Source organism: Vibrio sp. E150_011, from assembly GCF_053544015.1.
On record NZ_JBHFOL010000007.1, the window covers coordinates 64442 to 77157 of the forward strand.

The following is a 12716-nucleotide window of genomic DNA, read 5'->3' on the forward strand; positions in this document are numbered from 1 at the left end:
GTATTCAAATGTCATGCATAGTGACTTTACGTCAGAGGTGGTCAGCCAAAGTCTACTAATTCAGCGCCTATTAACGCGACACTCGTTAACTGAAGGCTTATTATTGCATACCTCAACGGTACATAGACTTATAGTTGGGTACAAAAGCTTCCCAAAATGCGGGCTCGCCAATATGCTCTTGCACCGCTCGAATAAACGCACTGACGAGCAGTGTGTGTTTTCTATGTGGATACACAGCATAGATGCCAGTTTCTCTCGTTGATAACGCGTAATCAGTGAGTAGTGGTGTGAGGCCAAGCTCATCGATTGGCGCTTCTAGATTAAACAGATCAATGAGAGAGTAGCCTAACCCGTCTCGAATGGCGCTGACCATCGTTCTTACGTCGCTCACCTTGTAATTCCCCTGCATTTTATACGTCTTCATTGTATTGCCATACGGCTTGTCACTCATGCTGAAAGTATCGAGGCTGATATCACCATTGCTATAAATCACGGCAGGAAGTGCCAGTAATACTTCGGGAGAATCGGGCATCCCATGTTGTTCAATGAACTGGTGTGATGCGACCAATGCAAAATTGGTATTGGCAATTTTCCGCGCGATGAGGTTTGATTCGGTAAGTTTTCCAATGCGAAACGCGACATCAAAATGGTCAGCGATGATGTCAGCCCGTTTGTCATCGAGCAACAACGTAACCTTAACGTCGGGATACTGCTTCATGAACGTTGTAATTACAGGTTGAAGATATTGCTGACCAAAAAAGATGGCGGAGCTGATTCGAATAATGCCTTTGGGCTCAGATTGATAGGAATCGGCAATCCCTTGGATTTGTTGCAGTGTCTCTCTCAGCACATGTGCTTGCGCCAATATTTCTTCTCCAGCAGAAGTGAGTGAAAAAGAACGAGTCGAGCGGTTAAGCAATTGCACTCCAAGGTGGAGCTCTAGCTTTTTTATCTGTTTCGATAAGGCCGAATTATCCATATCGTGCAATGCCGCTGCCTTAGCAAATGAACCTTGCTGGACGACATCGACAAAAAGTTGCAGCTGATGAGAAATGGACATAGGAATCCCTTAACGTAACTAATTGATAGAGGCATATATATTACTGACCCTACAAAAGAATAGCCATTAATTGGTGAGTCGCACTATGTTTTGATAACAACGCAGGAACTGGGATTGAGTTAGGTAACGGCGTGTTAAATATGCTGATGCTTCGCAAATGTTCTTGCTTGATAACATCGCGGGTCGGCTAGTTTTAATTCGATGACAGTTGCCGGATGTGGACAAAGTGAAAGCGACTGATTAATACGAAATAAATATATAAAAATGGTTGGATAGGAGCGTGAATAAAGGCATGATATTTATTAACAAATGTCTAACAGGAAGTAAGATTTATGATTATTGAGAACGGTGTGATTCACATTGATTCGTTCATGGCTGTCACGATGGGGATTATCGTACTGTTTGTCGGTCGAAGACTGACACAAGTTATCGGTTTTTTAAAAGAATTTAGCATCCCAGAGCCTGTCTCTGGTGGTATTGTATTCTCTGTAGTGTTCGCACTGTTTCACATGGCCACTTCTATAGAAGTGAATTTTGATTTGATGGCGCGCGATCTATTACTGGTTTACTTTTTCACCACCATTGGTATTAATGCCAGCCTGGGTGATCTGATGAAAGGGGGCAAGCCACTTGTTATCCTGTTAGTCATCACAATAGGCTATATGTTGATTCAAAACATTACAGGTATTACTGTCGCAACCGCATTTGGGTTAGAACCTATTGCTGGCTTATTGAGTGGAACGGTTTCGCTGATCGGAGGACATGGGACCGCCATTGCTTGGGCGCCGAAAATCCAAGAGCAATTTGGGTTGGAAACCGCAATGGAAATTGGTATTGCCAGTGCGACGTTCGGTTTAATTCTTGCCAGTATCATGGGAGGGCCCATCGCTAAGTTTTTGATTAACCGGTATGACCTTAAGCCGTCCGAAGAAGAAGCCATGGATGTTGGCATATCTGATTCAGAGCCTAATACTAAGATCACGTCCTACGACTTCTTAGATGCTATGTTGGCGATACACACCTGTATCATTGTGGGTGTGCTTTTAAATGAGGGAGTTGAGCAATTAGGCCTTCAGTTGCCTTTGTTCGTGACGTGCTTGTTTGCTGGTATTATCTTATCCAATCTGGTGCCTCATAATTATCCTCGCCTTACTGGCACAAAGTGGCCAGCGAATAAGCCGTCAGTTGCGCTAATCGCCGATATTTCACTAGGGGCATTCTTAGCAATGTCGTTGATGAGCATGCAGCTATGGACGTTGGTTGATCTTGCTGGACCAATATTCGCTATCTTAGGCGCGCAATTTGTTATCGCAATTTTAGTTAACCTATTTATCATTTTTCCTGCGATGGGTAAGAACTATGATGCAGCGGTTATTTGTGCCGGATTTGGCGGGATCTCATTGGGTTCAACGCCAACAGCGATGGCAAATATGTCTGCGGTTGCCCAAAAATACGGAAACTCACATCAAGCGTTTATTGTCGTACCGTTGGTATGTGCGTTCTTTATTGATTTAGCGAATGCGTTCATTATTCCTTATTTTATGGGAATACTAAGTTAGGCATAACAGAATACGAATCTACAGGTGAATAAGGTTGTACTCACTTGCACGGCATTTATTACGCGAATAAAGGGAAAGGTCATGAAATTATATGGATCGGCGGTAACGATTAGTAGCAAGAGGCTTGAGATTTTTTTGAGCGAGATTGGTGTATCAGGCATTGAGCGTATAGAAATTAATGTTAGAGAAGGCGCCAATCTAACGGCAGAATATCAAGAAAAAAGCGTTAACGGTAAAGTCCCATTACTTGAGCTTGATGATGGCGTTTGCATCGCTGAGACCATCGCGATATGTCGATATTTCAATGACATTACGCCCAATGAGCTAAATCTGTTTGGCTCGACACCATTAGAGCAAGCTCAAATTGAAATGTGGAACCGGATTGTTGAGATTGATGGTATTCAAAATGCATTTCAAGCGTTTCGTAACACGTCAGGTTTATACAGTGACAGAGAAAACTGCGTGAAGGAGTGGGGGGTAGAAGCAAAACACCGCGTTGAGCTGTTTCTCCCCAAGTTGGATATGCAGCTTGGTAAGTCTGATTATGTTGCGACAACGCATTATTCGATAGCGGATATCAGTGCTTATATTTTGGTATTTGTAGCCAGCAAAGCCTTAGGGATTGGGGTTCTAGACTCATATTCGAATATCAGACGTTGGTATGAGGTTGTAACAGATCGAGCTGCGATACAAAGTAATTGAACCGCTAAAAATTAAGCGATTGAATGACATTGAGTAATAAAAAAGAAGCCTTTTGGCTTCTTTTTTTGTCGATGCTCTAACCTGATTTTGTTTGAATTATCACTTAAACTCGCTAAGTTTATAAGGTGGCTTTAAGACAAAATGAGTAAACGACAACGTGGGTATGCAAAGCAAAAGAATAGTAATGGTGATCACCTCCCAACAATACCTGGGGTATTCATCAACACCAACGGGTCTGTGGCTCGATCAATTCATTATTTCTTATTATACGCTGGTCGACCGCGGTGTTGCGGTCACCTTATGTTCTTTGAAAGGTGGTCAAGTGCCCATTGATCCACTTAGCGTTACCTTATTAGGTCAGGATTTAGGCTGTTCCCGTGATGAGGTGAAGCGTTTTGAAGACGATATACGCGTACAAGAAAGTCTAGCAGCCACACATTTATTAAGTCATATAGACCCTAAAGACTATTCTGCTGTCGTTGTTATGGGAGGATATGGAGGCTTGTGTGATTTATCCTGCGACCCTGACGCGGTTTCTTTATTAGATAACTTTTACAGCCAAGACAAACTAATTTGCACCGTAGGCCATGCCAGTGGGGTTTTGATTAATGTATCCGATCTAGAGGATCAACCTATTGTGGCAGGCAAGAACGTCACTGGATACAGTAATAAGGAAGAAATGAATACTGGAAGAGCAGAAATGGTGCCTTTTTTGGTCGAAGATGAGCTCATTCGTCGTGGGGCAAAATTCCATCAATCCAATGAGGGGGGAGCACATGTTGAAATGGACGGATTGTTGATTACTGGGCAAAATTCAGCAAGCTGTAAAGAGGCAACGTTGGCACTCTTGGGCAGACTCAATGAAGGATAAAATCTCTGATGTTGTATTCTGCTTCGCTCACCATATGCCTGCATATAGACGGATTTTTTATCCAACAAGCGCATACCGTCTACAAGAAAACAATGTCCTCATGTAAGGCTTAACGTACAAAACCTTAATCACAAAATGCAGCGGCTCCAACTTTAGCGAATCAAACTCTTCGTCGCTTAAGCTTTAATTACTCAAGAAGAAACGGATACTTATTGATATCAACTGGCTAATGTGAACGTTCAATTGGAATTATTCTTAGCTTGGTTGCTAATAATTAATATCGATATTTCAGTTTTTCGTCAAATTATTGTTGTTAAAGCTACAATAATTTGACGTTTCATTTGATGTTGATTCCATTAATATTTATGATGACTCGATTAATCTAATTGGGTTTCTTCTGCAGTGGATCACATATCGCCAAAATCGACACTTGAATTGCCATTCGACTTGATAGCGAGCGCAATGCAACATTGTGCGGCTGCGATATTGATTACCGACGTGAAAGCAAGCATCAAATATGCAAATAACCAGTTTTACGAACTAACGGGTTATTTGCCTGAAGAGGTTATTGATAAGAATCCTAATTTATTGAAATCAGGGAACACCGACCCTGATGTTTATCGTCAAATGTGGTCTCAACTGCGACAAGGTAAAGCTTGGTACGGCGAGCTTATTAATCGCAAGAAAAATGGCACATTGTTTATTGAAAAGGCTCAAATTAGTCCTTTTAGCTATGAAGGTGATACCTATTACATTGCGGTGAAGCGTGATATCACACTAGAAAAAAACATGACGGAAAAACTCAGTGATCTTGCCTATTTCGATGCGCTGACGCGGTTACCAAATCGCACGTCCTTTTTTGACCATCTGCAGTCTTTTCTTATCGACCCGTCCCAATCAACGGATTGCTATTCCTTGTTATTGATTGATCTTAATGAATTTAAGTCAATCAATGATAGTAAGGGGCATGATTATGGCGACTTGTTTTTGCAAACGGTGGCCCGACGCTTTAAAAATGTGATTGACGATGAAGGCATCGTAGCGCGACTAGGCGGAGACGAATTTGTTGTATTACTTCCTAATTGTGATGCTAACGTTGCCAGCGTCTTAGCCCAGCGGCTAATTGAAGCGATAGCCTACATCGAAATCGGTAACAAGTATGAGCGCGGTTCGGCCGCGATCGGTATCACGACGAATACATCAAGAACGATTCCGTCGAGCCTTTTATTAAAGCAAGCGGATCTTGCGATGTATCGTGCAAAGCAGTGTCAGGCGAATTGGCTGTGTTATACCGACCAAATGGGGGAGCAGTGGGGTCGAAAGAAAGCGCTCGCCAAACGACTTTCTGCCGCGATTGAGCAACATCGTTTGGAAGTGGGGTTCATACCTGTCGTTGACTTAGCCAACCACTCTGTAGTGAGCTATAAGAGTCGGCTAGATTGGCAAGATCAAGTCTTCGGGTTAGTCGATCGTTTCGAATTCATTCCCATAGCGGAAGAAAGCCAGTTGATTCGAAAACTGAATCTATTCACCATTGAACAAGCCTGTAAATACGCATCGGTTGGTGCGTTAAAGACAGTAGCAGTCAAGGTCTCGTCAAAGAACTTTGGTCATGGCGGGTTTGTTGATGAAGTTGTGCAAATTTTGCGTCGATATCATTTGCCCGGCCATTGCTTGATATTGGAGGTCTTTGAAGAGATGCTTTCTAAGAAGCGAAGCATTGATGAGCTGTATCAATTGGTTGATTACGGATGCCAAATCACCGTTGCCGATTTCGGGATGGGGCACATTTCGATCTCCGATCTCCGTGATCTTCCCATTCAAAAAATCAAAATCAGTGCGTTGTTGACCCAAGAGATTGCTGGCGATGAATCGGTAAAGCAAGTCGCAAAGGCTATCGTTGGTTTAGCCAATTTGCTCGACATCGAGACGATTGCCGAAGGCGTTGAGAACGAAAAACAATGGGCATCATTGAGTGCCATCGGCTGTCATTTTGCTTCAGGCAGTTATGTCTCCCGTCTAGTGCAACACGACGCTTAACCTCTAAATTATCCCCTAGATTACAGAATTTGAAACCATTCACGGAAATCGTATCGATACGTTTCGATGAAGTGACAACCATCACATTTCATTATTATCCTTCTCGAAATTTAAATTTCTGACGTTAGGATTATTCCATCGATACGTTTCGATGTAATGTGTTTTCGCATTATATCGACACCTTAAAATTACCTCACAGGTCGCATCATGAAAAAAAGTGCACTCATTAACTCAGAGCTTTCTTATATCGTTTCAACCTTGGGTCATACCGATGAAATGACCATTTGCGACGCGGGTTTGCCTATTCCTGACGACGTTCAGCGTATAGACCTGGCACTCACGTTAGGCATACCGTCTTTTCTCGATACGGTTCGGGTGTATTTATCGGAGGCTCAGATTGAAGGTGTACTACTGGCGGAAGAGTTCAAAACGGTTTCACCTGAATTGCATGATGCCTTGATGGAGATGATAACCAGCGAATCACAGGCGACGAATAAAACCATCGCTATACAGTATGTTTCGCATGAAGAATTCAAAGTAAGAACGCAGGCTTCGAAAGCGATTGTTCGCACTGGTGAATGCACACCGTATGCCAATGTTGTCTTTCAATCTGGCGTTGTTTTTTAAATAGCTTATGCGTGAGCAGGACTGTCCTATGTTGAAACCCATACTACAGCTGAGTGAAATTGAAAAAGCCTTTCCTGGCGTTAAAGCGCTTGATAAAGCGAGCCTTAACGTTTACCCAGGAAAAGTGATGGCGCTTCTTGGTGAAAATGGCGCTGGTAAATCGACCCTGATGAAAGTGCTGACCGGCATTTATTCAAAAGATGCTGGTGACTTGTACTACCAAGGAGCAGAAGCATCATTTGAAGGCCCAAGAGAGTCACAGCAGGCGGGTATTAGTATTATTCACCAAGAGTTAAATCTTATTCCGGAACTTACCATTGCGGAAAATATTTACCTTGGTAGGGAAAAAACGAATGCGTTTGGGCGCATCAAATGGCACGAGATGTACGCCGACGCCGATCAATTACTGGCACGTCTCAACGTAAAACATAGTGCCAAGACTCTGCTCGGTGAGCTTAGTCTTGGTGAGCAACAGATGGTTGAAATTGCGAAAGCTCTGTCATTTGAATCAAAAGTTATCATCATGGATGAGCCAACAGATGCGCTCACTGATACAGAAACGGCGTCATTATTTAACGTGATTAATGAGTTGCGAGCGCAAGGTTGCGGCATCGTTTACATTTCTCATCGATTAAAAGAAATTTTCGAGATCTGCGACGATATTACGGTACTAAGAGATGGCAAATTTATCGGTCAAACCGTCGTGGCAGAAACAAATGAAGACGCGTTAATTGAGATGATGGTTGGTCGAAAACTCGATGAACAATATCCACGCATTAACGCAACCCATGGCAAGCAAAGCCTGGAAGTGAGAGGAGTATCGGGTACTGGAGTACGTGATGTTAGCTTCCACGTTGATCAAGGCGAAATATTGGGTGTATCAGGCTTGATGGGAGCCGGACGAACCGAGTTGATGAAAATGATATACGGTGCCTTAAAACGTGACTCGGGTGACGTAGTACTTTACGGAAAATCAATCAACCCGATTAGTCCGCAAGAAGGCTTGGCCAATGGCATCGCTTATATCTCAGAAGATAGAAAGGGTGACGGTTTAGTACTTGGATTGTCGGTAAAAGACAACATGTCTTTGTGCACACTAGAGCAATTATCTAAAGGGTGGCAACTTCAACACGCTGATGAGGTCATCGCAGTGGAAGATTTCATTACGCTCTTCAACATTAAAACCCCAAGCCGCAATCAAATTATTGGTAACTTATCGGGTGGTAACCAGCAGAAAGTCGCGATAGCAAAGGGCTTAATGACGAAACCTAAGGTATTAATTCTGGATGAACCCACCAGAGGGGTGGATGTTGGGGCCAAAAAAGAAATTTATCAGCTAATTAATAAATTTAAGGCTGACGGCATGAGCATTATTTTGGTGTCCTCTGAGATGCCTGAAGTCCTTGGAATGAGTGATCGAATTATGGTCATGCATGAAGGACGGGTGAGTGGTGAATTTATGGCAGACGAAGCAGACCAAGAAAAATTACTGGCATGCGCTGTAGGTAAAAAAGTAAGCGAGGCAACAGCATGAGTAACAAAACGATGAGTGTAGCAACTGAGAAGAAAGCGAACGTCTTCAATAAAGAATGGCTGATTGAACAAAAGTCTCTAATAGCATTAATCTTTTTGATTGTTGTGGTGTCATTTTTAAACCCAAACTTTTTTACTGTCGATAATATTCTTAATATTCTGCGCCAGACATCGATCAACGCGATTATCGCTGTCGGTATGACGCTCGTCATTTTAACGGCTGGCATCGACCTGAGTGTTGGTTCGGTTTTGGCTCTATGTGGCGCTTTTGCGGCCAGTTTGATTGGCATGGAAATCCCAGTAATGGTTGCTGTGCCTACGGCCCTCGTGGCGGGCGCGGCACTTGGGGCAATCAGCGGGATTATTATCGCCAAAGGTAAGGTTCAAGCGTTTATCGCGACGTTAGTGACCATGACGCTATTACGCGGTGTCACCATGGTCTATACCGACGGCCGACCTATCTCAACGGGTTTTACTGAAACGGCGGACGCATTTGCTTGGTTTGGGACTGGTTACGCATTGGGTATTCCTGTTCCGGTTTGGTTAATGGTATTGGTGTTTGCTTCCGTGTGGTACCTGTTAAATCATACTCGCTTTGGTCGTTATATTTACGCACTTGGTGGCAACGAATCCGCAACGCGTCTATCGGGCATTGATGTCGATAAAGTGAAAATAGGCGTCTATGCCATTTGTGGTTTATTGGCGGCGCTTGCTGGGATCATCGTAACGTCAAGATTATCCTCGGCGCAACCAACAGCAGGTATGGGTTATGAATTGGATGCTATCGCTGCGGTGGTATTAGGCGGAACAAGCCTGATGGGTGGCCGTGGCCGAATTATGGGTACGTTGATTGGGGCGTTAATTATTGGCTTCTTGAACAACGCACTTAACTTACTGGACGTCTCATCTTATTACCAAATGATTGCTAAGGCAGTGGTCATTCTCCTTGCGGTATTGGTCGATAATAAAAACAAATAGAGTTTGTACCCCAACTTGAAGCCATTTATACGTGGCTTTAAGTTAAGAAATAGAAAATAGAAACAGAACATCGCCTCTGCTAAAGAGGTAAAAACTGATTAGAAATACCCCCTACACATAATATAAAGGAATAGACCATGAAAAAACTGGCAACGCTTATCTCAGCAGCTGTACTATCAGCTTCTATGTCTGCGACCGCAACGGCGCAAGATACGATGGCAATTGTGGTTTCAACATTGAATAACCCATTCTTCGTGACGATGAAAGATGGGGCAGAAGCGAAGGCCAAAGAACTTGGCTATAACCTTATCGTGTTGGACTCACAAAATGACCCGAGTAAAGAGCTTTCCAATGTGGAAGATTTGACGGTCCGTGGTGTAAAAGCAATTTTGATTAATCCTACGGATTCTGATGCTGTTTCTAACGCGATTCGGATGGCTAATCGCTCAAACATTCCAGTACTGACTCTAGACCGTGGTGCAAGCCGTGGTGACGTTGCAAGCCACATTGCTTCTGATAACGTTGTTGGTGGCGAAATGGCTGGCCATTTCATTATGGAAAAAGTGGGTGAAAAAGCAAAAGTTATCCAATTGGAAGGCATTGCGGGTACATCGGCTGCACGTGAACGTGGCGAAGGCTTTATGAATGCCGTTAAAGGTTCACAAATGGAATTATTAGCCAGTCAACCTGCTGATTTTGACCGTACAAAAGGTCTTAACGTTATGGAGAACTTGTTAGCAGCGAATCCTGATGTACAAGCGGTTTTCGCTCAAAATGATGAAATGGCATTAGGAGCATTACGCGCGGTTCAAGCCTCTGGTAAAGACATCATGATTGTTGGTTTTGATGGTACGGACGATGGTATTGCTGCCGTTAAACGTGGCAAGCTTGCCGCTACTGTGGCGCAACAACCTGATATGATTGGTGCTTTAGGTGTAGAAACAGCTGCGAAACTACTGAAAGGCGAAACAGTAGAAACGTATATCCCGGTACCTCTTAAAATTATCAACGAATAAAACGGGAAAAGTTGGTGGCGGATTAGAACTGTTAATGAGTTACCAACCGTTATGTTTAGTGCCCCTTTCTTATGGGATTGGGGCGCGATACTAAATCGTCATGACTAGATACATAATAATGAATAGATAAATCAGAGTATTTTGGAATGGATGGTTATTCCAAAGTTTTCTTATTCCTAGGTTACAAGGAACATCATATGAATAAACTCGTCGTATTGGGTAGTGTGAATGCTGACCACGTTTTACAGGTGCCTTCTTTTCCAAGACCTGGAGAAACGTTACATGGCCGTCGTTATCAGGTGATTCCCGGCGGCAAAGGAGCCAATCAAGCGGTCGCTGCAGCTCGATTGGGCGCTGATATTGGGTTTATCGCATGCGTCGGGGATGATCCGTTTGGTCTCAATATTAGACGTTCGTTTGAAGATGATGGGATTCATGTCGAAGGCGTAGAAATTGTGGCTGGGACACCAACGGGTATCGCGATGATTCAAGTCTCCGACAGTGGTGAAAACAGTATTTGTATTTCAGCGGAAGCGAATGCAAAGTTGATTAAGGAACGGGTTGAACAGCATAATAATCAAATTAAACACGCTAGCTATTTACTGACACAGCTAGAAACGCCTCTTGATGGTATTGAATATGCGGTAACCCTTGCCAAACAATCTAAAACGAATGTCATTCTTAATCCAGCACCAGCACGTGAATTACCGGACTCAATATTATCCTGCGTTGATGTGATCACGCCTAATGAAACAGAAGCGGAAATCCTGACGGGTATCACCGTATCGGATGATGAGTCGGCACAACAAGCCGCGAACGTTTTGCATCAAAAAGGGATTGAGATCGTCATGATCACGCTTGGTTCACAAGGCGTGTGGCTCAGTCAAAATGGGCGTGGAACACGAATCCCAGGCTATAACGTCGACGTGACAGATACGACGGCAGCGGGCGACACATTTAATGGGGCGTTCGTGACTGCGTTATTGCGTAATGAGAGCATAGAAGACGCGATTATGTTTGCGCACGCAGCCGCGGCAATATCTGTTACACGATTTGGCGCACAAACGTCAATCCCTACATTGGATGATGTCAATGCATTTATTCGGCAACAAGGTTAAGACAGAGAGCATTACGTAATGGCTACGATGAAGGATATTGCAAAACAGGCTGGCGTATCGACCTCAACGGTGAGCCATGTCATCAATAAAACACGCTTTGTAAGTGAAGAGATTTCAGACCGTGTTAATCAAGTTGCGAAAGAGCTTAATTATGCGCCCTCTGCGCTTGCTCGCAGTTTGAAAATGAATCGAACGAGAACAATAGGCATGCTAGTGACAACCTCGACGAATCCATTTTTTGGGGAAGTGGTCAAAGGGGTTGAGCGCAGCTGCTACCATGAAAATTACAATCTCATTCTGTGTAATACCGAAGGCGATACGGAAAGAATGCTGTCGTCCATTGATACGCTGATGCAAAAGCGTGTCGATGGATTGATCTTGATGTGCTCGACCTTGGAAGGGGAAAAGATTGATATCTTTGATAAGTACCCTTCGACACCAGTGGTTGTCATGGACTGGGGACCAATTCATTTTGAAAGTGATAAGATCCAAGACAACTCCTTTCTAGGGGGCTACCTTGCCACTAAGCATTTGATTGATTCTGGTCATACTGAGATTGGCTGTATCACTGGACCACTCGATCGCCACCAAGCGCAAATGCGTTTTGAAGGTTACAAAAAAGCCATCGAAGAAGCGAACATTGTCGAGAACCCAAACTGGATTGTTGAAGCTGACTTTGAATGTGAAGGTGGGGCGCAGGCATTGGATATCCTGATGGAGCGAGGTCCTTTACCTACATCTTTGTTTGTATGTAATGACATGATGGCGATGGGTGTGATTAATGTCGCTAATCAGCGAAATATATCGATCCCCGAGCAATTGTCGCTTATTGGGTACGATGATATTCACATCGCTAAATTTATGACACCAGCTTTGACTACAATTCATCAACCTAAATATCGCTTGGGTAAAGTTGCCGTGGAAACCTTACTTGATAAGATAGAAAAACGAGTACAACAAGCCGGTTTGATCCAACTAGAACCAACGCTAGTCGTCAGACAAAGCGTTAGAGCGCTTTGAAATTGAGCACTAAAGCGACGATGTACAATAAACCTAATATGTACAATGAGCCGATTAAGTGCAATAAATCGATTAAGTGCAATAAACCGGCAAACTACATTAAATCGACAACGTTATTTTTTGTGTAGAAAGAGTCTCTTGGTGTATTCCTATTAAAAAGGGCCAGATAAATCTGGCCCTTTTTTGATCCAT

General features: G+C 43.4%; 11 protein-coding genes. 10 read left to right on the forward strand and 1 reads right to left on the reverse strand.

Features of this window, described 5'->3' with window-relative positions:
* Positions 1-112 precede the first annotated feature (112 nt).
* Positions 113-1060, reverse strand: coding sequence for a LysR family transcriptional regulator (locus tag ACE1OE_RS12675; protein WP_449211294.1), 948 nt, complete (start codon positions 1058-1060; stop codon positions 113-115).
* 332 nt (positions 1061-1392) lie between these two features.
* Here ACE1OE_RS12675 and gltS point away from each other — a divergent pair, with 332 nt between their 5' ends.
* The 10 genes from gltS (at position 1393) to ACE1OE_RS12725 (ending at position 12524) form a co-directional block, all read left to right on the forward strand.
* Complete coding sequence (gene gltS, locus ACE1OE_RS12680; RefSeq protein ID WP_372061264.1) at positions 1393-2619, forward strand: sodium/glutamate symporter; 1227 nt, start codon at positions 1393-1395, stop codon at positions 2617-2619.
* 81 nt (positions 2620-2700) lie between these two features.
* Positions 2701-3321 carry a glutathione S-transferase N-terminal domain-containing protein gene (locus ACE1OE_RS12685; RefSeq protein WP_449211295.1) on the forward strand — a complete coding sequence of 207 codons (621 nt, stop codon included), beginning with the start codon at positions 2701-2703 and terminating at the stop codon, positions 3319-3321.
* Between the two features lie 184 nt (positions 3322-3505).
* Positions 3506-4192 (forward strand): type 1 glutamine amidotransferase domain-containing protein, encoded by a 687-nt coding sequence (locus tag ACE1OE_RS12690; RefSeq protein WP_449211296.1) that lies wholly within the window; start codon positions 3506-3508, stop codon positions 4190-4192.
* Positions 4193-4594: 402 nt separating this feature from the next.
* Positions 4595-6232: a putative bifunctional diguanylate cyclase/phosphodiesterase gene (locus ACE1OE_RS12695; RefSeq protein ID WP_372061267.1), complete on the forward strand. Its 1638-nt coding sequence runs from the start codon at positions 4595-4597 to the stop codon at positions 6230-6232.
* Between the two features lie 207 nt (positions 6233-6439).
* The gene (gene rbsD / locus ACE1OE_RS12700; RefSeq protein ID WP_449211297.1) at positions 6440-6859 is read left to right on the forward strand and encodes a D-ribose pyranase; all 420 of its coding nucleotides are present in this window, start codon (positions 6440-6442) and stop codon (positions 6857-6859) included.
* Between the two features lie 28 nt (positions 6860-6887).
* A complete protein-coding gene (gene rbsA, locus ACE1OE_RS12705; protein ID WP_449211298.1) occupies positions 6888-8393 on the forward strand; it encodes a ribose ABC transporter ATP-binding protein RbsA in 1506 nt (501 codons plus the stop codon).
* Positions 8390-9370: a ribose ABC transporter permease gene (rbsC, locus tag ACE1OE_RS12710; RefSeq protein ID WP_449211299.1), complete on the forward strand. Its 981-nt coding sequence runs from the start codon at positions 8390-8392 to the stop codon at positions 9368-9370. The genes rbsA and rbsC overlap by 4 nt, the downstream gene beginning before the upstream one ends.
* Before the next feature lie 137 nt (positions 9371-9507).
* Positions 9508-10386: a ribose ABC transporter substrate-binding protein RbsB gene (gene rbsB / locus ACE1OE_RS12715; protein ID WP_102470296.1), complete on the forward strand. Its 879-nt coding sequence runs from the start codon at positions 9508-9510 to the stop codon at positions 10384-10386.
* 197 nt (positions 10387-10583) lie between these two features.
* The gene (gene rbsK / locus ACE1OE_RS12720) at positions 10584-11504 is read left to right on the forward strand and encodes a ribokinase (protein ID WP_449211300.1); all 921 of its coding nucleotides are present in this window, start codon (positions 10584-10586) and stop codon (positions 11502-11504) included.
* An 18-nt stretch (positions 11505-11522) separates the two neighbouring features.
* Positions 11523-12524 carry a substrate-binding domain-containing protein gene (locus ACE1OE_RS12725; protein ID WP_449211301.1) on the forward strand — a complete coding sequence of 334 codons (1002 nt, stop codon included), beginning with the start codon at positions 11523-11525 and terminating at the stop codon, positions 12522-12524.
* Positions 12525-12716 lie beyond the last annotated feature (192 nt).

Bases quoted from the DNA above. Each gene is read 5' to 3' on its own strand.
- ACE1OE_RS12675 (WP_449211294.1), bottom strand. From the start codon at position 1,060: ATGTCCATTTCTCATCAGCTGCAACTTTTTGTCGATGTCGTCCAGCAA.
- gltS (WP_372061264.1), top strand. From the start codon at position 1,393: ATGATTATTGAGAACGGTGTGATTCACATTGATTCGTTCATGGCTGTC.
- ACE1OE_RS12685 (WP_449211295.1), top strand. From the start codon at position 2,701: ATGAAATTATATGGATCGGCGGTAACGATTAGTAGCAAGAGGCTTGAG.
- ACE1OE_RS12690 (WP_449211296.1), top strand. From the start codon at position 3,506: ATGGTGATCACCTCCCAACAATACCTGGGGTATTCATCAACACCAACG.
- rbsD (WP_449211297.1), top strand. From the start codon at position 6,440: ATGAAAAAAAGTGCACTCATTAACTCAGAGCTTTCTTATATCGTTTCA.
- rbsA (WP_449211298.1), top strand. From the start codon at position 6,888: ATGTTGAAACCCATACTACAGCTGAGTGAAATTGAAAAAGCCTTTCCT.
- rbsC (WP_449211299.1), top strand. From the start codon at position 8,390: ATGAGTAACAAAACGATGAGTGTAGCAACTGAGAAGAAAGCGAACGTC.
- rbsB (WP_102470296.1), top strand. From the start codon at position 9,508: ATGAAAAAACTGGCAACGCTTATCTCAGCAGCTGTACTATCAGCTTCT.
- rbsK (WP_449211300.1), top strand. From the start codon at position 10,584: ATGAATAAACTCGTCGTATTGGGTAGTGTGAATGCTGACCACGTTTTA.
- ACE1OE_RS12725 (WP_449211301.1), top strand. From the start codon at position 11,523: ATGGCTACGATGAAGGATATTGCAAAACAGGCTGGCGTATCGACCTCA.